This is a genomic window from Ruegeria sp. BF7, assembly GCF_056538605.1.
This window is the reverse complement of record NZ_JBQFTM010000003.1, coordinates 415,309-434,264: the sequence shown is the minus strand read 5'-3', so window position 1 is coordinate 434,264 and position 18,956 is coordinate 415,309. Positions and strand designations below refer to the sequence as shown.

Below are 18,956 nucleotides of genomic sequence, written 5' to 3'. Positions count from 1 at the left end.
ACTATGGCCATAGCTAGGCGCGAACAGCGCAAAAATGCAATAAATGCGGGTTAATTACCCCAAATCGGAAGAAACCCGCGTGTTCCAGGTGACACGCGGGTTTTTTCTTCAGGGCATTGCCAGTCGCTTACTCAGCCGGAACCGCCTCTGCCTCGTTGGTCAGAGGATGGCTGAGCTTGTTCAGCATCTCTTTCGGGCAAACCTGCAAGAAGTTGGCTTTTTCCACATCCCAATGCTGCAGAATGTCTGCGGCCTTACGGCTGAAGGTCTCGGCCTGATGGGTCTCAATCATCGTTTTCAGCTGCTCTTCCCAATGGTCGACGGTCACCGGGCAGGTCACCAGGGTTTCCATGTTCATCAGCTTTTCGGCCCTACCTTCCGGATCGTACAGATAGGCCATACCGCCCGTCATACCGGCACCGAAATTGGCACCGATATCACCCAGGATCACTGCAACACCGCCGGTCATGTATTCACACCCGTTCGAGCCACAGCCCTCGATCACCACCTTGGCGCCCGAGTTGCGCACCGCAAACCGCTCGCCGGCACGACCGGCAGCGAACAGATACCCATCGGTAGCCCCGTACAGGACGGTGTTGCCGATGATGGTGTTGTCATCCGCCTTCAGCGGGCTGACCTGCGGCGGGCGCACGACGATCACGCCTCCCGACAGGCCCTTGCCGACATAGTCGTTGGCGTCACCGGATACTTCCAGTTTCAGACCGGGCGCCGCAAAGGCCCCAAGCGACTGACCGGCCGAGCCCTGCAGTTTCACATGCAGGTGGTCGGACTGGAACGTGTTCCGCATGCCGAAATTCTGCACAATATGGCTGGAGACGCGGGTACCCACGGTCCGGTGTGTGTTCTGCACCGCGTAAGACAGCTGCATCTTCTCACCGTCTTTCAGGAACCGGGCCGCATCGCGCACGATCTCGGCATCCAGCGTATCCGGCACTGCGTTGCGGTCCTTGTCGCGGTCGTACACGATGTCATGTGCACCATCGACGGTGATCAGCAGCGGGTTCAGGTCCAGATCGTCCAGATGCGCAGAGCCCCGGCTGACCTGCGCCAGCAGATCGGCACGACCGATGATTTCGTCGATCGAGCGCGCACCCAGGCTAGCCAGCAGCTCGCGCACTTCCTGCGCGTAGAAGGTGATCAGGTTGACGACCTTGTCCGCGCTGCCGGAGAACTTGGCGCGCAGGTCTTCGTCCTGCGTACACACGCCAACCGGGCAGGTGTTCGACTGGCACTGGCGTACCATGATACAGCCCATCGCGATCAGCGCGGCGGTGCCGATGCCGTATTCCTCGGCCCCCATCATCGCAGCCATGACAATGTCGCGACCGGTGCGCAGGCCTCCATCGGTCCGCAGGGTCACGCGGTCGCGCAGATTGTTCATCGCCAGAACCTGATGCGCCTCGGTCAGGCCCATTTCCCAGGGCAGACCGGCATATTTGATCGAGGTCGCGGGCGAGGCGCCCGTACCGCCATTGTGACCCGAAATCAGGATGATATCTGCTTTCGCCTTGGCCACACCAGCAGCAATCGTGCCAACGCCTGAAGACGCCACCAGTTTCACCGTCACCTTGCAGCGCGGGTTGATCTGTTTCAGATCATAGATCAGCTGCGCCAGATCCTCGATCGAGTAGATGTCGTGGTGCGGCGGCGGCGAGATCAGGGTCACGCCCTTGGTCGAGTGGCGCAGACGCGCAATCAGGTCGGTGACCTTCATACCCGGCAGCTGACCACCCTCACCCGGTTTCGCACCCTGGGCGACTTTGATCTCAAGCTCTTCACACTGGTTCAGGTATTCGGCAGTCACACCGAATCTACCGCTCGCCACCTGTTTGATCTTGGCCGAGGGGTTGTCGCCGTTGGGTTCCGGCACGAAGTGTGCGGGATCTTCGCCACCCTCACCGGAATCCGACTTGGCCCCAATCCGGTTCATCGCCACGTTCAGCGTCTTGTGCGCTTCGGGCGACAACGCGCCCAGCGACATGCCCGGCGTGACAAAACGCTTGCGGATCGAGGTGATCGATTCGACCTCTTCAATCGGCACCGGCTTGCCCAGCGGTTTGAAATCCATCAGATCGCGCAGGTGGATCGGCGGGTTCGACTGCATCTTGGCCGAATACTGCTTCCACAGCTCATATGAGGCTCTATTACAGGCCATTTGCATCATATGCATCGAGGTCGCTTCCCACGCGTGGGTCTCACCCGACTTGCGCGCTTTGTAGAATCCACCGATGGGCAGCACATCCAAACCGCTGTCCCAACCTTTGGCGTGGATTTCCTCGACCTTGGTCTGGATACCGGTCACGCCGATACCGGAAATCCGGCTGGTCATACCCGGGAAATACTCGGCCACCATGGCACGGCTGAGGCCTACGGCCTCAAAGTTCAGACCGCCACGGTAGGACGAGATCACCGAGATGCCCATCTTGGCCATGATTTTCAGCAAGCCCTGATCGATGGCCTCGCGGAAGCGGGCGACGTTCTCGGTCAGGGTGCCGTCCAGCAGACCACGGTCGATGCGGTCAGCCAGCGAATCCTCGGCCAGATAGGCGTTGACCACGGTCGCACCACAACCGATCAGCACGGCAAAGTAATGCGGATCGACACATTCTGCCGAACGGACATTCAACGAGCAGAAGGTGCGCAGCCCCTGACGTGTCAGATGCGAATGCACGGCACTGGTCGCCAGGATCATCGGCATCGCTACACGACCCTCGCCCGAGTTCATGTCGGACAGCACCAGATGCCCGGCACCGGACCGCACGGCCTCTTCTGCTTCGGCTCTGACACGGGCCAATGCGGCGCTCAGTGCGCCACGGCCGGGTTCAAAGCTGCAGTCGATCTCGGCCAGCGGCGAATTGAAGTTCTCGACCAGCTTGTCCCATTGCGCATTGCCGACAAAGGGACTTTCCAGAACGATGATCTCGGTCTGGCTGCTGTCTTCGTCCAGCACGTTCTTGAGGTTGCCGAACCGCGTTTTCAACGACATGACGCGATATTCACGCAAAGAATCGATCGGCGGGTTGGTCACTTGGCTGAAGTTCTGGCGGAAGAAATGGCTCAGCGGGCGGTATTGCTTGGACAAAACCGCCGACGGGGTGTCGTCGCCCATCGAAGCGATGGATTCCTTGCCGTCTTCGGCCATTGGCGCGAGGATCTGCTCCAGTTCCTCAATCGAATAACCCGCCGCGATCTGCCGCTTGCGCAGCTCTTCACCCGAGAAAATTGGCGCCTCTGCCAATTCGGCCAGCGTGTCATCCAGATCGTTGATCTTGCCGACCCAGTCACCAAAGGGCAGCGCCCGCGCCAGCTTGTCCTTGATCTGCTTGTCGCGGAACAGCTTGCCCTTTCTCATATCAACGGCCAGCATCTGCCCCGGCCCCAGCGCGCCCTTTTCGGTCACGGACGCCTCGTCAATCGGCACCATACCCGCCTCGGAACCCGCGATGACGAGCCCATCGCCGGTCACCACATAGCGCATTGGGCGCAGACCGTTCCGGTCCAGGCCGGCACAGACCCAACGGCCATCGGTCATCGCCAACGCGGCGGGGCCGTCCCACGGTTCCATCACCGAATTGCAGTAGGAGTACATGTCACGCCATGCCTGTGGCAACTCGACCGCCTGCTTGGACCAGCTTTCCGGCACCAACATGGTTTTCGCCATCGGAGCGGAACGGCCCGCACGCACCAGAACCTCGAAGACCGAGTCCAATGCGGCCGAATCTGACGATCCACCGGCAATGATCGGCTTGATGTCTTCGGCATAGTCGCCAAAGGTGCCGCTGGCCATGCGGATCTCGTGGCTCTTCATCCAGTTGATATTGCCCTTCAGCGTGTTGATCTCGCCGTTATGGGCCAACATGCGGAACGGCTGCGCCAACCACCATTGCGGGAAGGTGTTGGTCGAATAGCGCTGGTGATAGATGGCGAAGGCTGATTCAAAGCGTTCGTCCATCAGGTCGGGGTAGAACACGGCGACCTGCTCGGCCAGCATCATGCCTTTGTAAATGATCGAACGGCAGGACAGCGACGCCAGATACAATCCAGAGATACCAGCAGCAGTGGCGGCCTTTTCGATGCGGCGACGGATGACGTACAGTTCACGCTCGAACGTCTCTTCGTCGACGCCCTTGGAGTTCGAGATCAGAATCTGCTCGATTTCGGGGCGGGTCGCATTGGCCTTGTCGCCCAGACAGGTCACATCGACCGGCACATGGCGCCAGCCATAGATGTAATAGCCCATCCGCAGGACTTCGGTTTCCACGATGGTCCGGCAGCTTTCCTGCGCGCCGAAATCGGTACGGGGCAGGAAGACCTGACCAACAGCGATCAGTTCACCCAGCTTCGGTTCGTGGCCGGTACGACGAATCTGATCATAGAAGAAGGGCACCGGGATCTGCACATGGATACCCGCGCCGTCGCCAGTTTTGCCATCAGCATCCACCGCTCCGCGATGCCAGATCGCCTTGAGCGCGTCGATCCCGGCATCCACAACCTTGCGCGACGGCTTACCGTCAATGGATACAACAAGGCCCACACCACAGGAGGAATGCTCTTCTTCCTCGGAATAGAGACCGTTTTCCGCCATGAATTTGCGCTTGGCCTCCTCGGCCCGCACCCAATCGGCATCATATTTGGTCATTGGCTGTCTCCTTCTTCCGGTTGGGCAAACATGGCTTCGACCTCGGCTTTGGTCATCTGCCGGCGTTCGCCTGCGAACGCGTACCCGTCGGGCTTTTTGTCGATAAAAAGTTCCAGTTTCAGCGGGTTTCCTGTGTCTTCGAACAGGCCCGCTGCCATTTGAGTGTGTCCGTGCATCTCGCCCGGCAGGGTGACCCGGTACCACAGCGCCGAGCCACACTCGGCACAAAAGGCACGCTCGGCCCAGTCGGACGAGGTAAAGGTTTTAACAGGGCCCAATGCGGCATAGCCGGGCTCGGTCTGAAACGTCACCAGCATCGAGCTGGTCCAGCGACGACATTGGTCGCAATGACATGCACCCAGCGAGTCTTCCGCCGGGGTGGCGGTCACGGTGACCGCGCCACACATACATTGGCCTTGCAATTCGGGCATTCGAACCCTCCTGTCGCTGGGCATTGGGTTACTCGGCTGCGACTGCAGCCTTGGTGTTGAACCGGTCGATGATCGCATCGGCGCAGTCGCGGCCGTCACGGATCGCCCAGACCACGAGCGAGGCACCACGTACGATGTCACCAATCGCATAGACACCGTCCATTTCGGTCTCGCCGGTCTGGAACGCGGCCTTTACGGTTCCCCAACGGGTCACCGGCAGATCGGGCTGGTCGAACAGGGTGGGCAGGTCTTCGGGCTCGAAACCCAGCGCCTTGATCACCAGATCGGCCTCTTCGACGTAATCGGCACCTTCGATCAGTTCGGGCGCTTGACGGCCCGAGGCATCGGGCTGACCCAAACGCATCCTCTGCACCATGACGCCCGAGACCTTTTCGTCACCGGTAAATCCCTTGGGTGCGCTGAGCCATTCGAAGATCACGCCTTCTTCCTCAGCGTTTTGCGTTTCCCGCTGCGAGCCCGGCATGTTCGCGCGGTCGCGGCGGTACAGGCACTTGACCGAAGTCGCCCCCTGACGGATCGAAGTGCGCACGCAGTCCATCGCAGTGTCGCCACCGCCGATGACAACAACCTTCTTGCCGTTGGCGTTCAGGCGACCATTGTCGAAGTCTTCAACTGCGTCGCCAAAACTCTTTCGGTTCGAGGCGGTCAGGAAGTCGATGGCCTTCTCGATGCCGGCGAGACCGCTGCCCGGCATGGACAGGTCACGCGACTTGTAGACGCCGGTCGCAATGATCACCGCGTCATGCTTGGCATGGATTTCCGCAAACTTGGCGGCGTCCACGTCGCAGCTCAAAACGAACTCGACCCCGCCATCGGCCAACAGGTCATTGCGACGCTGGACGATGTCTTTTTCCAGTTTGAAGCCCGGAATGCCGTACATCAGAAGGCCACCTGCGCGGTCATAGCGATCGTAGACGGTGACCTGAATGCCAGAGCGGCGCAGCATGTCGGCTGCGGCCAGACCACCGGGGCCACCGCCGATGATGCCGACGCTCTCGCTGCGTTCGGCGCCCGGAGCGACCGGTTTCACCCAACCTTTATCCCAGGCCGTGTCGGTGATGTATTTCTCGATGGTGCCAATGGTAACGGTGCCGTGACCGGATTGTTCGATCACGCAATTGCCTTCACACAGACGGTCCTGCGGGCAGATACGGCCACAGATTTCGGGGAAAGTGTTGGTGGCCTGGCTGGTCTGGTAGGCCTCCTCCAGACGGCCGGTCGCGGTCAGGCGCAGCCAGTCGGGGATATTGTTGTGCAGCGGGCAGTGCGACTGACAATAGGGCACACCGCATTGGCTGCAGCGACTGGCCTGCTCTTCTGCCTTAGCCGACGCGAATTCAGCATAGATTTCGTCAAAGTCTTCTCTGCGTGCTTCGGCGGCACGCTTTTCAGGCATGACGCGGTCGATCTGCACAAATTTCAGCATCGGTTGCTTGGCCACGGGTCAGACTCCATGAATTGGCTTGGTCGAGCTTCTTTAAGAGATACGGCGCCGAATGAAAAGTCAATTATACTGACCTAAATTGAAAAAACCCGAGCTGAAAATCCAATTCTTCAAAAAATAGTCGGTTTTTTAGTACCGAATCGGACCTATTTACACGCTTTCCTTTTCGGCACCACACTTATACCCATTGCGCGCAAAGAACACGTGACGGCAGCACGGCAGGTTAAATGAGTTTTTTTCAGTTGATTCTCGCGGCAGTTATTCAGGGTATCACCGAATTTTTGCCGATCTCCTCCTCGGGCCATCTGATCCTGTTGCCCAGCTTGACCGGTTTGGACGATCAGGGGCTGGCGATCGATGTTGCCGTACATGTGGGTACTTTGGGCGCCGTGGTTCTGTATTTCTGGTCCGACGTGAAGCAAGCCATGGCTGGTCTGCCGCGCGCCCTGACCGGGCGTGTCGATACCCCGCAGGCCCGACTGGCACTGGGGCTGATCATCGCAACGATTCCCACCGTCATCGTTGGCGCCATCCTGTTCAAAACCGGGCTCAGCCAGTCCCTGCGTTCGATGGCCGTGATTGGCTGGACTATGCTGGGTTTCGGGCTGGTGCTGTATTGGATGGACCAGAAAGGCCCTCAGACCAAGCAGGCCGTTGACTGGGGTCTGCGGGACGCCTTTATCATGGGATTGTGGCAGGTTCTGGCGCTGATCCCCGGCACTTCGCGGTCAGGCATCACCATCACCGGAGCGCGACAGCTGGGTTACAGCCGCGAAGACGGCGCACGGATTGCGATGCTGATGTCAATCCCGACGATTCTGGCCTCGGGCGTGCTGCTATCGGTGGATGTGATCCAAGAGGCGGACGCGCAACTGGCGAAGGACGGCGCAATTGCCGCCTTTTTCGCCTTTGTCTCGGCCCTGCTGGCGCTGACCCTGATGATGCGCCTGCTGCGTAGCGTCAGCTTCACGCCCTATGTCGTCTATCGCGTGATCCTGGGTGCGATCCTGCTGGTGATCGCCTACAGTTGATCAGGTCCGCAGATTGCTGGCCGAGTTCTGGATGTCGTCATACTGACCGGCCGGGCGGAACTTCCACAGGTAATCCGGCAGTATCGATTCCAGCGTGGCCGGTTCGATTCCCAGATCGTCGAAGCCCTTGGCGGCCTCGGACACCACGTTGTCACGACGCAGGTTCTTCAGCTGGTCGCGGGTCAGGATGTGGTTCGGGAACAGCTGAAAGCTGACAAATTTCGCTATATCCAGCACGCCAGCCATGATCCTGGCGGCAAAGAACGGCACCCCGATGATGACGCGGCGGCGGTGGATCACCCCCAGCATCTGCTGCATTAGCGCGCGGAAGGATTTCACCTCGGGCCCGCCCAGCTCGTAGGTACCAGCCTCAGCCTGACCCAATACGCCCTGAACGGCAGCTTTGGCTACGTCATCCACATAAACTGGCTGGAACTTGGTTTCGGCCCCGACCAGAGGCAGGAACGGCCCCATCCGGGTCATTCCGGCAAAGCGGTTAAAGAACTGATCCTCTGTCCCGAAAATGATCGACGGACGCAGGATCACCGCGTTCGGCATATGCGCCAGTACACCAGCCTCACCCTGCGCCTTGGTGCGGGAATACTCGCTATTGGAATCCGCGTCCGCCCCGATCGCCGAGATATGCACCATCCGTGCAACGCCCTGTTCGGCGGCGATCCGCGCGATCCGCTCTGCCCCTTCGGCCTGAACGGCGTCAAATTCATTCTTGCCCAGCTCGTTCAGCACGCCGACGCAGTTCACCACCGCATCCGCGCCATGCATAACCGCGGCCACCGAGGCGTCATCGCGGATGTTGCACAGAATGGGTTCGACCTGGCCGACCACACCGTAGGGTTTGACGAACATCGCTTCGTTCGGGCGGCGCACCGCGACCCGCACGCGCCAACCTTCATTCGCCATGCGACGTGCAATGTAACGACCGACAAATCCCGATCCACCATAAATCGTGACCAGTTTGGACATGCGAGGGCTCCTGCTGATGGGTCTTGATCCGATCTACCGCCCAAAGCCCCGGCAAACAAGGCGCAATAACGCCGCGCGTCCGGGAAAAAACCAACGGATTCCGGACGGTTTTAGGCAAGGGTCAAAAAACTTTCAAAAAATCTTTCCGAATCGTGTTGACGCTCCCGGCCAGTAGGCTTAAACGCCCCTCCACGACACCTGCCCAGGTGGCGGAATTGGTAGACGCGCTAGCTTCAGGTGCTAGTGTCCGTATGGACGTGGAGGTTCGAGTCCTCTCCTGGGCACCATATCCCCGACAACGTAAAAGACCAATTCGCACATGCGGATGCTAACCGTGTCTGCGGGAGTCGCCCCTGTTTTCACAGATCGAAATTTCACCGAGTCAGGCCATGGTTCCGGCCTCAGAACCCGGGCAAATCCTACTGGGCCGACGCTCCGCGCAGGCGGTTGGGATAGCAGCTTAAAAAGTGACGTAGCGTCGCGGCGCGTAAACCTCTCCTTCAACGTCTTTACGTAAAGGTAAGGTTTGAAATCATTTTTTGATTGAACGGTTAAAAAATGACGCAAATGGGTAAATTCTTCCCCCTTGTCCGAAAAAACACGGTGCGTAAATGCCCCCTGTCGCTGCGGATCGCCACTCACGGATCATCGATCCTTGAGCCCGAAACCAGCGGGTTCGGATCAGGTCCGCAGCGGCAAGTTTATAAGACCGGAATTTTGGAGGAAAGTGACAATGCAGATCAGATCATTTCTCAATCGCTTCAAAACGACTAAATCGGTGCAGGGCGCTGTTTCTGAGGACGTGCAACCCACAACGGCAACGGGCCGCAGGGTTCCACCGATCAAAAAATCCGAACTGACCGCGCTGTTCCAAACCGTTTTGGAAGAAAAACGCGACGATCTTCGGGCCGGGCGCAAGTAACATGCGCCTGACCTTCCTGCTCCCCGGTATTATTGCGTAACCGGGAACCGTTTCAAATCCGCGACTTTTCGAACTTTTCCCAGGCCGATTGAAAAGCCTGAAAATCAAATCCCGGCTGGGTGGCAGCATCAAGGACGACGCGTTCCGTGGACAGCAGTTTCTGGATCGCGGCCTCAAGCTGATCGACAACACCCGCTGGCACCACAAGCGCACCATGCCTGTCGGCGTGGATCAGATCACCGGGGTTGACCGTCAGACCAAAGACAGACACCGGTGTATCGACCTCGCGCACATGGACAAAGCCATGGCTGGGCCCGATCGATCCGGCAACCACTGGGAAACCTTCGGGCAGATCGCCGAGGTCACGCATGACACCATTGGTCAGGGCGCCCGACATGCCAAAACCTTTGTGCACGGTGGTGTTGATCTCACCCCAATAGGCACCGATGCAGTTGGGGAAATCGACATCCTCGATCACCGCAACCGAGGGCGCAGGGCCTTCGGCCATGTACTTGTAATAGGCCATGCGGCGTTCCTTGATGACTTCCGGCGCCTCGGAGGGCGGCCGTACTGCGGCGATCTTTGCGGTGCGGGCATATCCCACGATCGCGGGCTCGGACGGGGCCGAACACAGCATTGTACCGCGGGTGAACGCATTGAACCCACGCTTGCCCTGCGCCACCTCGATGGCATTGCAGACGGTGGGCGTGTCGACCTTGCGCAACAGGGTCAGAAGGGACGGTGTCATTTGGCCTCCAGCCAGCGGATCAGGGCCGCTGTCGTGTCGTTGGGTTGTTCCAGAGTGGGCAGGTGCCCGGCCTGCTCGATGATTTCCAAGGTACTGTTGGGTAGCAGCTCATGCATGAGCTGGTGCCTCTCGACCGGACACAAGCCGTCTTCACGGCCGCACAGAACAACCGAATTGCCGGTGTAAGCTTTCAAGGTTTCAGATTGGTCGGGGCGATCCATCAAAGCGCGGGACTGACGCAGGAATACATCCGCGCCAAGATCCTCGGCCATCGCCATGCACAGGTCCAAAATGGCACCCTGATTGGGCCCATCGGCCAGATAATTGGGCTTCATTTCATCCCGCATCACCTGCCGCAGCTTGCCCCCGCGCACAGCCTCCATCTGCGGTCCGCGCCGTTCCTTGACCTCGGGTTTTTCGGCCAGCGGGTTGGTGTCCAGCAGGGCCAGCTTTTCGACCCGATCGGGCGCCTGCCGGACAACCTCCATCGCGACGATGCCGCCCATCGACAGCCCCGCCAGTGCAAAGATCGGCGGCGCGTTGCCCAGGATATCGGCGGCCATCGCCTGTATGCTGTCCCGCGCCGCCAACGGGAAGGTCAGCAAGGGTCTGGACCCGGACAAAGCTGCGATCTGCGGCTGATACAACCGCGCATCGCACATCATACCGGGCAAAAGAACCAGCGGTGTCATATGTCGGCCAGCTTCGCGCCTTCGGACAGCGCGGACAGCTTGGCATAAGCGATATCGGGATCGACCGCACCAAAGCCCGCAAATGTGCCGAAACCGCAGTCACTGCCCGCGATCACCCGGTCCGCGCCGACGATATCGGTGAAACGCGTGATGCGCTGCGCGACCAGCTCGGGGTGTTCCACGAAATTCGTCGTGGTGTCGACAACGCCGGGGACCAGAACCTTGTCGTCCGGAATCTCGGACTTGCGGTCGCGGAACACGGTCCATTCATGCGCGTGGCGCGGGTTCGAGGTTTCGAACAGCACATAGCGGGACTTTGTGTTCATCAGCGTCGTAAACACCTTGTCCATGGCGATATCACAGCAATGAGGCCCTTCGTAATTGCCCCAGCAGATATGCACCCGAACGCGGTCCTGGGGAACGTTTTGCAGCGCGTGGTTCAGGGCCTCGACATGCATGTCGGCGATCTTGACGAATTCCACGTCGGACAGATCGGTGAACAGCATGTGGCGCGAGAGCGCAAGGTCGGGGCAATCCAGTTGCAAGTCCAATCCGGCGGCCACGATGGTTTCGTACTCGTCCTTCATCGCATCCGCCAGCGCGGCCAGATACGCCTCGCGCGTGGGGTAGAAATCGTTTTGCAGAAACAACGAGATGACCCCAGGAGATGCGGCATTCATGAACCCCCGCTCAGCCTCGTGCTGCGCCATCGCGGCCTTAAGGTTGGCGATGTCCTTCTCCAGCTCGCCCTGCCCTTTGGAGCGCACCTCTCCGGTGCATTGCGGGCGGGCGTATTGGGGGGTGCCACCGTCATCGGCCAGCCGTTGCAGGAAACCGGGGAACATCTTCAGATCGGCCGGGGCATTGCGCGGGCTGTCGCCCGAAAACCCGGTGTAGCGATCTTTGACATAGGTTGCGTAGGAAATCTTTGAGGTCTCGCCATCACTGACGATATTCACCCCGGCCGCAACCTGTTTGCGCACAGTTTCGGACACGGCATTCGCCATGCTCGCATCGAAAGCGGCCTGATCGAAAGACTCTTCCCGTTCGCGGGCAAAAATGAAATCCACCACCTCTTGCGAGCGCGGCAGGGAGCCGACATGCGTTGTCTTTATGGTCATGGAACCTCCGTTAATTTTTGCGCGCCATCAGCACGGTATGGCTTTGGGTGTCCGGGTCCTTGGCCAGAAACCCAGTCAGGATCATGTCGTTTTCCTCAAGGCAGGTGGCATAGGCTGCGGGCGAAAGGGATGCGTGATACACCGGCTCTCCGCCGACAGTTCCCTGTTCCTCACCAGCGCTGGGACCGACCGTCAGCATCAGCATCCCGCCCGAACGCAGATGACGCCCCATTCGGGCGATGCAATCTTTCTGTTCTTCAGCCGTTAGGTGGAAAAAGCTGTTCCAGGAGATAATGCCATCAAACCTCTGATCCAGTTCGAAATCCCGCATGTCTGCCTGCAACCAATTGCCATCGGGCCAGCGGTCGCGGGCGATCTCAAGCATGGCTTCGGAAAAATCGACGCCGGTGACGGTGAACCCTTCGGCCTTGAACCAGCGGGCGATGGGTTCTCCTGTACCGCAGCCCAGATCCAGAACGTGATCGCCCGCTTTCAAACTGGCGGTGAAGCGCGCCAGCCAGCGCGCTTCGAACAGGGCCTTCGAGCGTTGCTCGTCATAGGCCCTGGCCTGCCGTTCGTAAACGGCATGGGTATCGTCCGGATCGACGGTCATCCGACCCAGGTCGCACCGGCGGGATCGTCGGTGGCCGTGATACGGTACAGGCCCGCCTGCCCGGTCATGGACGGCGCGATTGTGTAGGTTTCGCCGGGCATGACAACCGCAGTGTCACCGTTGGACAAGGTGGTGGAATAGCCATCCACGGTGATGCGCCAATGGCCACTTGCCGGCATCAGAACCACAGGCCTTTCGGCTTTGACCGGATCGTTGACGGCCGAGCCACGGGTCAGGAAATCAACCTCGAAGCCCGGTTTATCCTTGATGAGACCGGTCTCACCGATCACCGTTGCAGGTTTGTCTGCCGCCAGCGCCATCAGGTCCCAATACCGCGCCACGTACTTGCCGATCACGGCATCGACGGGCACCTCTGGATAGGCTTTCAGCTCTTCCTCGGTCAGCAGAGGCATCGGACGCACGTTGTGCGGCAGTTCCTGACCCTTTTTGCTGTCATACAGCACGCCATTGTCACCCAGCATCAGACCATGCGCCTGCGCGTCTTCGATCACCTGCGGTGCCCATGTCACGCCGCCACCGGCATTGTCGCCGCCCAGCATCGACATGATCATGCCGTAGTCGTCGCCCACATTCTCGAACCCGCGGAAGATGCCAGTCGGGATGTTGAAAATATCGCCTTCCTCGGCGATGAACTCTCCGGCCGTGCCATAGCGGCCCCAGAAGAAACGCCAACGGCCTTTGGCGACAAAGAAGACCTCGGCCGTGGTGTGGCTATGCAGCGAGTTACGGCATTTCGGAGGCTGTCCCGCCGCGCCGATATTGAAACCGATCTTGTCGGTGATGTGAACGTGCTGATCCGGGGATTCCGATACGCCACCGCCGACGATGGTAAAGTTCTCTTTCTGATCGCTGCCCGGGGTGTGGGCGTCGATAAAGGCAGTTTTGCAGGGTTGCAGTTCGCCATAGCGGACGATGCGTTCTTGGATGGTGCTCATTTTGGTCTCCTAACGGGTTTGGTGTTGCAACAGGGGGGTCAGCCCGTTGCCCCGGGAGGGCGGTTGTTAAGCCGCTTTGCCCGCAAAGAGGCCCGGTGGCAGTGATACCGCCGGGTCCCTTCGCTGGTATCAAGAGGGGCAGGCACCAAGGGCATCACACGTCCCCGGTCGCCAGAATAATCTGCTTCCAGACCGATGTTTCATCGAACAGGGTCCACTCACGGCGCAGCCTGACATCACCGCCGGTCAGTTCTCCCCATTCAGCGTGGCTGATGCCCAGCACATAAATTTCAGCGCCGGTTGGCTTACCAAATGCGCCCCAGCCATCGTGCTTACCGTGAAGGCTCCAGCGGATCGCCGAGCGTGGCGGCATGTTCGGATCATCGCGCCCGATCTGGTGATGAACGGTGAAGGTCGCATTGGGCATCGCCGCACGCAACGACATCCAGAACCGATCCACCGAGTCCCATCCGTGTCCGGTGACGCCACCCGGGTATTCGGACTGCACGGCCCGGTCATAGTCACGTTCGACCGCACCCATGTCCGCGCTCATCATCCGGGTCAGCAGATCGGCATGACGCTGACCCCACTCGTTGTTGTTTCCGCGGCCCTTGTAGGGGCCTTCGACATCGTTGGCCGGGGTCAGCGGCCTGACGCAGTTTTCTGCGCCACCTTCCCGCGCAATCAGATCGGCAGCGTATTCCTTGGGATCCCAGCCCATCTGGCGGACGATGGCGCCCTGGTCCCGGATCAGCCATTCGTCATTGATCATGTTGTCGATCGCATGGCAATCGGCCAGGATTCGGTACCGCAGTTTGGTTCCGGTGGGCTTGCCATACACCCCCTCGGCCAAATGCGTCGCGGTTGAGATGATCCGGTGAGAGCTGAGCATGCCGTCCTCCGGTGTTCCCGACCAGATCACGTCCTCTCCCAACAGTTGGCGATCCGGGAACTCGGCAAGCGTGGCCATTGTAGCGCCGATGACATTCTGGTTGCCCATCACGACAGATCCCGGTGAGCGGACAACAATGTCCTCGGCGTAGTACTCGTGCAAGGTCGAGATGCCGCGGTCTTCCCAAATCTCTTTGGTAATACCGATGATATAGTCGGGAAAATCCCGAAACTTCGGATCGAAGCCTTTCATGTCTCTGTCCTTTGTGGGTTCCACCCTTTGGGCAACCTGGCCGATGTCCGCACGACCAGAGGCCCATCAATGGCCACTTTGCGCGGTTTCGCCGTTACCGGGGCGTCGATATGTTCAAGCAATGCGATGACGGTTTCGGCCACCATAAGATTGGCGCGCTGCCGGATCGTTGTCAGGTTGTATGCAGGCCACCCGGCCGGCGGCACGTCGTCATACCCCACGACCGAAACGTCCTCGGGCACGCGCAAACCCAGTTCAAACCGGATCACGTCCATCACTGCCAGCGCCATGTGATCATTGGCGACAAAAACCGCGTCCGGGCGGGTCTCGGGCGGGACATCAAACATGCGCCGTGCCGCCGCCCGCGTCTTTTCAGTGTCAAAGTCACCGACCTCATGGGCAAACAGGCTCTGTCCGGCTTCCGACAGTACAGCACGGAACCCGGCCTCGCGGTCGCGCTGGGTCGAGGCACCCTGCCAGCCAGCGATATAGCCGATACGCTCGTGCCCGCCCGCCAGAAGGAACTCGGCCACCTTGCGCCCGCCCACATAGTTGTCGGATGTGACCGAGGTGATGCCCTCGATATCCTGACTACGGTTGAACAGCACGACCGGCACACCGGCCTGCTGGCAACGCATTGCAATTTCCGACGACATGGCAACCGAGGCCAAAATGACCCCATCCACCTGATAGTCGAGAATCTCCGCCATCACGTCTTCGATGTTCCCGGCCGTCCTCGAAGCCATGAAGATCAGAACATGATAGCCCTTTTCCTGCAGCGCATTGGACAGTTTCTCAAGCGCTTCGGGGTAAAAGTAGTTATCCAGATACCCGACCACCAAACCGATGATCCGGCTTTTTCCCGAAACCATCGCCCGCGCCAGTACGTTGGGGCGATAACCAAGTTCGGCGGCGGCCTTGCGCACCTTTTCTTCAGTCTTCTTGCTTACAGAGGCACCGGGCGTGAACACTCGGCTGACCGCCGATTGGCTGACACCCGCCAGCTGCGCAACCTGAAGAGAAGTAACTTTCTCAGCCATCAGTCCGCCGTCCAACCTCCGTCAATCAGCATCGATGTTCCCGTGACCAACGCCGAGGCGTCCGAGGCCAGGTAGGTCACCGCGCCCATGATGTCCTCGACCTCGCCGATCCGGTCCAGCTTGATCTTGTCCATGATCCAGGCGGCCCGCTCGGGATTGTCGAATGTGGATTGGGTCAACGGCGTGCGGATGAAGGTCGGGCACACCGTATTGATGCGGATGCGCTGCTTGCCCCATTCAATGGCCATGGCTTTGACCATGCCCTCCAGCCCATGTTTGGTGGCGCAATAGAGCGCACGGTCAACGCCACCCACATGACCCATCTGGCTTGAAATATGGATGATCGACCCGGGCTTGCCCGCCGTCATCAACGCCTTGGCTGCATAAGACGACAGAAAGTAGGCCGAGCGCAGGTTGACGCTGGTGACCGCGTCGAAATCCTCAGGTGAAGTTTCAACCGCCGGGCCGTGACGCGCCGTTCCGGCAGAGTTCACCGCCACATCAAAGACACGACCGTCGAACAGGCCACGCAGCGCCTCAAGATCACCCTGATCCACCACGGCTGCCTCTGCCGACCAGCCCTGCGCCTGAAACGCGGCGACGGTTTCGTTCAAACGATCCGCCCCACGCGCAGCGCAAACCACATGCGCACCCGCTTCGGCCAGCGCCACGGCACAGCCCTGCCCGATGCCAGATGACGCGCCGGTAACAAGGGCGGTCTTGCCCGCCAGAGAAAACGAAGGGGTGCGGGGCAGATCACTCATCAGCTCATTCCATCCGGGATATTGATACGCCCCATGTTGCGGGCCTTGTTGAATTCCCGCAGTCGGGCGAAAACGTCAACGCCAAGCTGGCGATACGCGTCCAGAAGATCGACCAGAACCCAGTTTTCGCGGATTTTGCCGTTTTCCACCCGCCAGAAATCGAGGCTGCGCATGGTAATGCGCTTGCCCGAGGGTGCGATCCCCATCCAGCCATCGTGGGTCACGGTCTGGATCATGTTGGGCCAGCCGGTCACGGCGGCATAGTCACCATCACCAAAGAAGTGATAGGTAATGTCATCCACATATTGCCCACGATCCGGCATCCCGTTCAGAAATGGAATCTGGTGCCAGTTCCGGAACCCGGAAAACCCTCGCCCAGTACCGATGCCCGCCGGGCCGTACCAATTCATCCGAGGATGCCAGAACCGCTCTGGCTCCATCACCTCCGGCCCGCCCTGTGAGGGGTGCTTCTTCAGGTGTTCAAGCATGTCGATGATATGCTGACAGGCCGCCTGTCCCTTGGCCGCATCATAAGGGCCGGGCACAAAACCGTCCTGCGTGGCCGGTCCGGGCACATGCCATTCGCGACCAAGGCTGGGGGCCATTGGCCAGGCACCCGCCTGCATCATCACCTCGGGAATGTCCCACAGGGCCTGAATCTCGACCACTTTGCCGTCTTCGAAACGGTAGAACTCGTGGAACCGCATTGTCACCTGATGGCCGGTCGGCGGGATATCCAGCCAAGGCCCGGTGAAAGTGCCGGTGTAGTAACCACCGCATCCGACCCAATCAGCCCCATGTTCATCCGGGCCTGCCATGACGATATAGTCGCGACGCTCCAGATCGGGCCAGGCCGATAGCAGGTATTTGTAGGCGGTATCGTAGTACGCGTCGCTGCCGGTGCTGTCGCCAAAGGGATGGCCCAGCCTGAAAACAGCGTCAGGGGCGCTGACTTCTGCCAGCGCCCTGCGCACACCGTCCTCGCTGAAGTCGTACATTGCCGTCCGAAGCGGCGAGATCAGCGATTTGTGATGTGTTTGTGTGTCACTCATTCAGCGGCGTCCCGATAAGGCGCGGGCTCACCGTAAGGTACGTTGATCCCGCCATAGCGGCGCACTCGGATGTTGCACTGCTCGGCATGGCCAACAAACCCTTCGAGCAGACACAGGCGCGAGCCATATTCACCGATCAGCGTTGCCGCCTCATCGGTTACAATCTTCTGATAGCTATGCGTCTTCAGGTATTTACCGACCCAAAGGCCACCAGTGTAACGACCCGCTTTCTTGGTCGGCAGCGTGTGGTTGGTGCCGATAACCTTGTCGCCGTTCGAAACATTGGTCCGCGGACCAAGGAACAGCGCGCCATAGCAGGTCATGTTCTCAAGGAACCAGTCGTCACGGTCGGTCATGACCTGGACGTGCTCGGACGCGATATCATCGGCGACCTGCAGCATCTCGTCATAGGTGTCGCAGACGATCACTTCGCCATACTCATCCCAGGACACTTTCGCAGTGCCAGCGGTCGGCAGAATGCCCAGAAGACGGTCTACTTCCGACAGGGTTTCTTCGGCCAGTTTGCGCGAATTGGTCAGCAGAACGCAGGGGCTGTTATAGCCATGCTCGGCCTGACCCAGCAGGTCGGTGGCGCACAGCTCGGCGTCGGCTGCGGTTTCATCGGCGATGACCATGGTCTCGGTCGGACCTGCGAAAAGGTCGATGCCCACGCGGCCGAACAGCTGGCGCTTGGCTTCGGCAACAAAGGCGTTGCCGGGACCAACCAGCATGTGAACGGGATCGATGGTCTCGGTTCCCAGCGCCATGGCACCGATGGCCTGAATGCCGCCCATCACATAAATCTCGTGCGCACCGCCCAGATGCATGGCCGCGATCACGGCTGCGTTCGGCTTGCCGTTGAAAGGGGGCGTGCAGGCGATGATGCGCGGAACACCCGCGACCGAGGCTGTCGCCACGGACATATGCGCCGAAGCAACCATCGGGAACTTGCCGCCGGGCACATAGCAGCCAACGGACTGAACGGGGATGTTCTTGTGACCCAGGATCACGCCCGGCAGGGTTTCAACCTCGATATCCAGCATCGAGTCGCGCTGTGCCTGCGCAAAGTTGCGCACCTGCTCCTGCGCGAATTTGATGTCTGCCAGTTCACGCTCGGTCAGCTGGCCGATCAGATCGTCAATCTCTTGATGCGACAGCCGGAAGGACGCGGGCGAGTAATTGTCGAACTTCTCACTCAGCTCGCGCACGGCGGCGTCGCCACGGGTTTCGATGTCTTTCAGCGTGGCTTCCACCACGGCGCGGGTTTTGGCGTCATCCTCGGCCCGGTCGGCGTCAGACTTACCGCGTTTGAGATACTCAATTGCCATTGTCT

At 59.8% G+C, this 18,956-nt stretch carries 16 protein-coding genes and 1 tRNA gene; 3 read left to right on the top strand and 14 right to left on the bottom strand.

Translation table 11 applies throughout. The features are described from left to right. Positions 1-127: 127 nt before the first annotated feature. From gltB to ACR0IK_RS10670, 3 genes are read right to left on the bottom strand one after another with little or no spacing between them, the layout of a single operon-like run. Positions 128-4,660, bottom strand: coding sequence for a glutamate synthase large subunit (gltB, locus tag ACR0IK_RS10680; protein WP_480641466.1), 4,533 nt, complete (start codon positions 4,658-4,660; stop codon positions 128-130). Continuing rightward, positions 4,657-5,091: a GFA family protein gene (locus ACR0IK_RS10675; RefSeq protein WP_480641465.1), complete on the bottom strand. Its 435-nt coding sequence runs from the start codon at positions 5,089-5,091 to the stop codon at positions 4,657-4,659. The genes gltB and ACR0IK_RS10675 overlap by 4 nt, the downstream gene beginning before the upstream one ends. Positions 5,092-5,119: 28 nt before the next feature. Then, positions 5,120-6,553, bottom strand: coding sequence for an NAD(P)-dependent oxidoreductase (locus ACR0IK_RS10670; protein WP_480641464.1), 1,434 nt, complete (start codon positions 6,551-6,553; stop codon positions 5,120-5,122). A 230-nt stretch (positions 6,554-6,783) separates the two neighbouring features. Between ACR0IK_RS10670 and ACR0IK_RS10665 the strand changes: the two genes are divergently transcribed. Beyond that, positions 6,784-7,587: an undecaprenyl-diphosphate phosphatase gene (locus ACR0IK_RS10665; protein WP_480641463.1), complete on the top strand. Its 804-nt coding sequence runs from the start codon at positions 6,784-6,786 to the stop codon at positions 7,585-7,587. Here ACR0IK_RS10665 and ACR0IK_RS10660 read toward each other — a convergent pair whose 3' ends face one another. Continuing rightward, positions 7,588-8,571, bottom strand: coding sequence for a complex I NDUFA9 subunit family protein (locus ACR0IK_RS10660; RefSeq protein ID WP_480641462.1), 984 nt, complete (start codon positions 8,569-8,571; stop codon positions 7,588-7,590). It lies immediately after the preceding gene. 200 nt (positions 8,572-8,771) lie between these two features. On the opposite strand from ACR0IK_RS10660, the gene ACR0IK_RS10655 reads away from it, so the two are divergent. After that, positions 8,772-8,858 (top strand) — tRNA-Leu (locus tag ACR0IK_RS10655). Between the two features lie 446 nt (positions 8,859-9,304). Beyond that, positions 9,305-9,493, top strand: a complete 189-nt coding sequence (locus ACR0IK_RS10650; RefSeq protein WP_480641461.1) for a hypothetical protein — start codon at positions 9,305-9,307, stop codon at positions 9,491-9,493. Positions 9,494-9,545: 52 nt separating this feature from the next. On the opposite strand, the gene ACR0IK_RS10645 is transcribed toward ACR0IK_RS10650, so the two are convergent. From ACR0IK_RS10645 to hisD, 10 genes are all read right to left on the bottom strand, one after another. Continuing rightward, positions 9,546-10,241, bottom strand: a complete 696-nt coding sequence (locus ACR0IK_RS10645; RefSeq protein ID WP_480641460.1) for an RraA family protein — start codon at positions 10,239-10,241, stop codon at positions 9,546-9,548. Continuing rightward, complete coding sequence (locus ACR0IK_RS10640; protein ID WP_480641459.1) at positions 10,238-10,933, bottom strand: alpha/beta fold hydrolase; 696 nt, start codon at positions 10,931-10,933, stop codon at positions 10,238-10,240. The genes ACR0IK_RS10645 and ACR0IK_RS10640 overlap by 4 nt, the downstream gene beginning before the upstream one ends. Further along, positions 10,930-12,054, bottom strand: a complete 1,125-nt coding sequence (locus ACR0IK_RS10635) for a cobalamin-independent methionine synthase II family protein (RefSeq protein ID WP_480641458.1) — start codon at positions 12,052-12,054, stop codon at positions 10,930-10,932. Before ACR0IK_RS10635 ends, ACR0IK_RS10640 begins: the two co-directional genes overlap by 4 nt. Before the next feature lie 10 nt (positions 12,055-12,064). Beyond that, positions 12,065-12,667 carry a class I SAM-dependent methyltransferase gene (locus tag ACR0IK_RS10630; RefSeq protein ID WP_480641457.1) on the bottom strand — a complete coding sequence of 201 codons (603 nt, stop codon included), beginning with the start codon at positions 12,665-12,667 and terminating at the stop codon, positions 12,065-12,067. Further along, complete coding sequence (locus ACR0IK_RS10625) at positions 12,664-13,623, bottom strand: cupin domain-containing protein (protein ID WP_480641456.1); 960 nt, start codon at positions 13,621-13,623, stop codon at positions 12,664-12,666. Before ACR0IK_RS10625 ends, ACR0IK_RS10630 begins: the two co-directional genes overlap by 4 nt. 154 nt (positions 13,624-13,777) lie before the next feature. After that, positions 13,778-14,767 carry a nuclear transport factor 2 family protein gene (locus ACR0IK_RS10620; RefSeq protein ID WP_480641455.1) on the bottom strand — a complete coding sequence of 330 codons (990 nt, stop codon included), beginning with the start codon at positions 14,765-14,767 and terminating at the stop codon, positions 13,778-13,780. Beyond that, positions 14,764-15,807 carry a LacI family DNA-binding transcriptional regulator gene (locus ACR0IK_RS10615; RefSeq protein ID WP_480641454.1) on the bottom strand — a complete coding sequence of 348 codons (1,044 nt, stop codon included), beginning with the start codon at positions 15,805-15,807 and terminating at the stop codon, positions 14,764-14,766. Before ACR0IK_RS10615 ends, ACR0IK_RS10620 begins: the two co-directional genes overlap by 4 nt. Continuing rightward, a complete protein-coding gene (locus tag ACR0IK_RS10610) occupies positions 15,807-16,571 on the bottom strand; it encodes an SDR family NAD(P)-dependent oxidoreductase (protein ID WP_480641453.1) in 765 nt (254 codons plus the stop codon). The genes ACR0IK_RS10615 and ACR0IK_RS10610 overlap by 1 nt, the downstream gene beginning before the upstream one ends. After that, entirely contained in the window at positions 16,571-17,623 is a 1,053-nt protein-coding gene (locus tag ACR0IK_RS10605) for an ester cyclase (RefSeq protein ID WP_480641452.1), read from the bottom strand. The genes ACR0IK_RS10610 and ACR0IK_RS10605 overlap by 1 nt, the downstream gene beginning before the upstream one ends. Further along, positions 17,620-18,951, bottom strand: coding sequence for a histidinol dehydrogenase (gene hisD / locus ACR0IK_RS10600; protein ID WP_480592085.1), 1,332 nt, complete (start codon positions 18,949-18,951; stop codon positions 17,620-17,622). Before hisD ends, ACR0IK_RS10605 begins: the two co-directional genes overlap by 4 nt. Between the last annotated feature and the right edge of the window lie 5 nt (positions 18,952-18,956).

Bases quoted from the DNA above. Each gene is read 5' to 3' on its own strand.
- gltB (WP_480641466.1), bottom strand. From the start codon at position 4,660: ATGACCAAATATGATGCCGATTGGGTGCGGGCCGAGGAGGCCAAGCGC.
- ACR0IK_RS10675 (WP_480641465.1), bottom strand. From the start codon at position 5,091: ATGCCCGAATTGCAAGGCCAATGTATGTGTGGCGCGGTCACCGTGACC.
- ACR0IK_RS10665 (WP_480641463.1), top strand. From the start codon at position 6,784: ATGAGTTTTTTTCAGTTGATTCTCGCGGCAGTTATTCAGGGTATCACC.
- ACR0IK_RS10660 (WP_480641462.1), bottom strand. From the start codon at position 8,571: ATGTCCAAACTGGTCACGATTTATGGTGGATCGGGATTTGTCGGTCGT.
- ACR0IK_RS10650 (WP_480641461.1), top strand. From the start codon at position 9,305: ATGCAGATCAGATCATTTCTCAATCGCTTCAAAACGACTAAATCGGTG.
- ACR0IK_RS10645 (WP_480641460.1), bottom strand. From the start codon at position 10,241: ATGACACCGTCCCTTCTGACCCTGTTGCGCAAGGTCGACACGCCCACC.
- ACR0IK_RS10640 (WP_480641459.1), bottom strand. From the start codon at position 10,933: ATGACACCGCTGGTTCTTTTGCCCGGTATGATGTGCGATGCGCGGTTG.
- ACR0IK_RS10635 (WP_480641458.1), bottom strand. From the start codon at position 12,054: ATGACCATAAAGACAACGCATGTCGGCTCCCTGCCGCGCTCGCAAGAG.
- ACR0IK_RS10630 (WP_480641457.1), bottom strand. From the start codon at position 12,667: ATGACCGTCGATCCGGACGATACCCATGCCGTTTACGAACGGCAGGCC.
- ACR0IK_RS10625 (WP_480641456.1), bottom strand. From the start codon at position 13,623: ATGAGCACCATCCAAGAACGCATCGTCCGCTATGGCGAACTGCAACCC.
- ACR0IK_RS10620 (WP_480641455.1), bottom strand. From the start codon at position 14,767: ATGAAAGGCTTCGATCCGAAGTTTCGGGATTTTCCCGACTATATCATC.
- ACR0IK_RS10615 (WP_480641454.1), bottom strand. From the start codon at position 15,807: ATGGCTGAGAAAGTTACTTCTCTTCAGGTTGCGCAGCTGGCGGGTGTC.
- ACR0IK_RS10610 (WP_480641453.1), bottom strand. From the start codon at position 16,571: ATGAGTGATCTGCCCCGCACCCCTTCGTTTTCTCTGGCGGGCAAGACC.
- ACR0IK_RS10605 (WP_480641452.1), bottom strand. From the start codon at position 17,623: ATGAGTGACACACAAACACATCACAAATCGCTGATCTCGCCGCTTCGG.
- hisD (WP_480592085.1), bottom strand. From the start codon at position 18,951: ATGGCAATTGAGTATCTCAAACGCGGTAAGTCTGACGCCGACCGGGCC.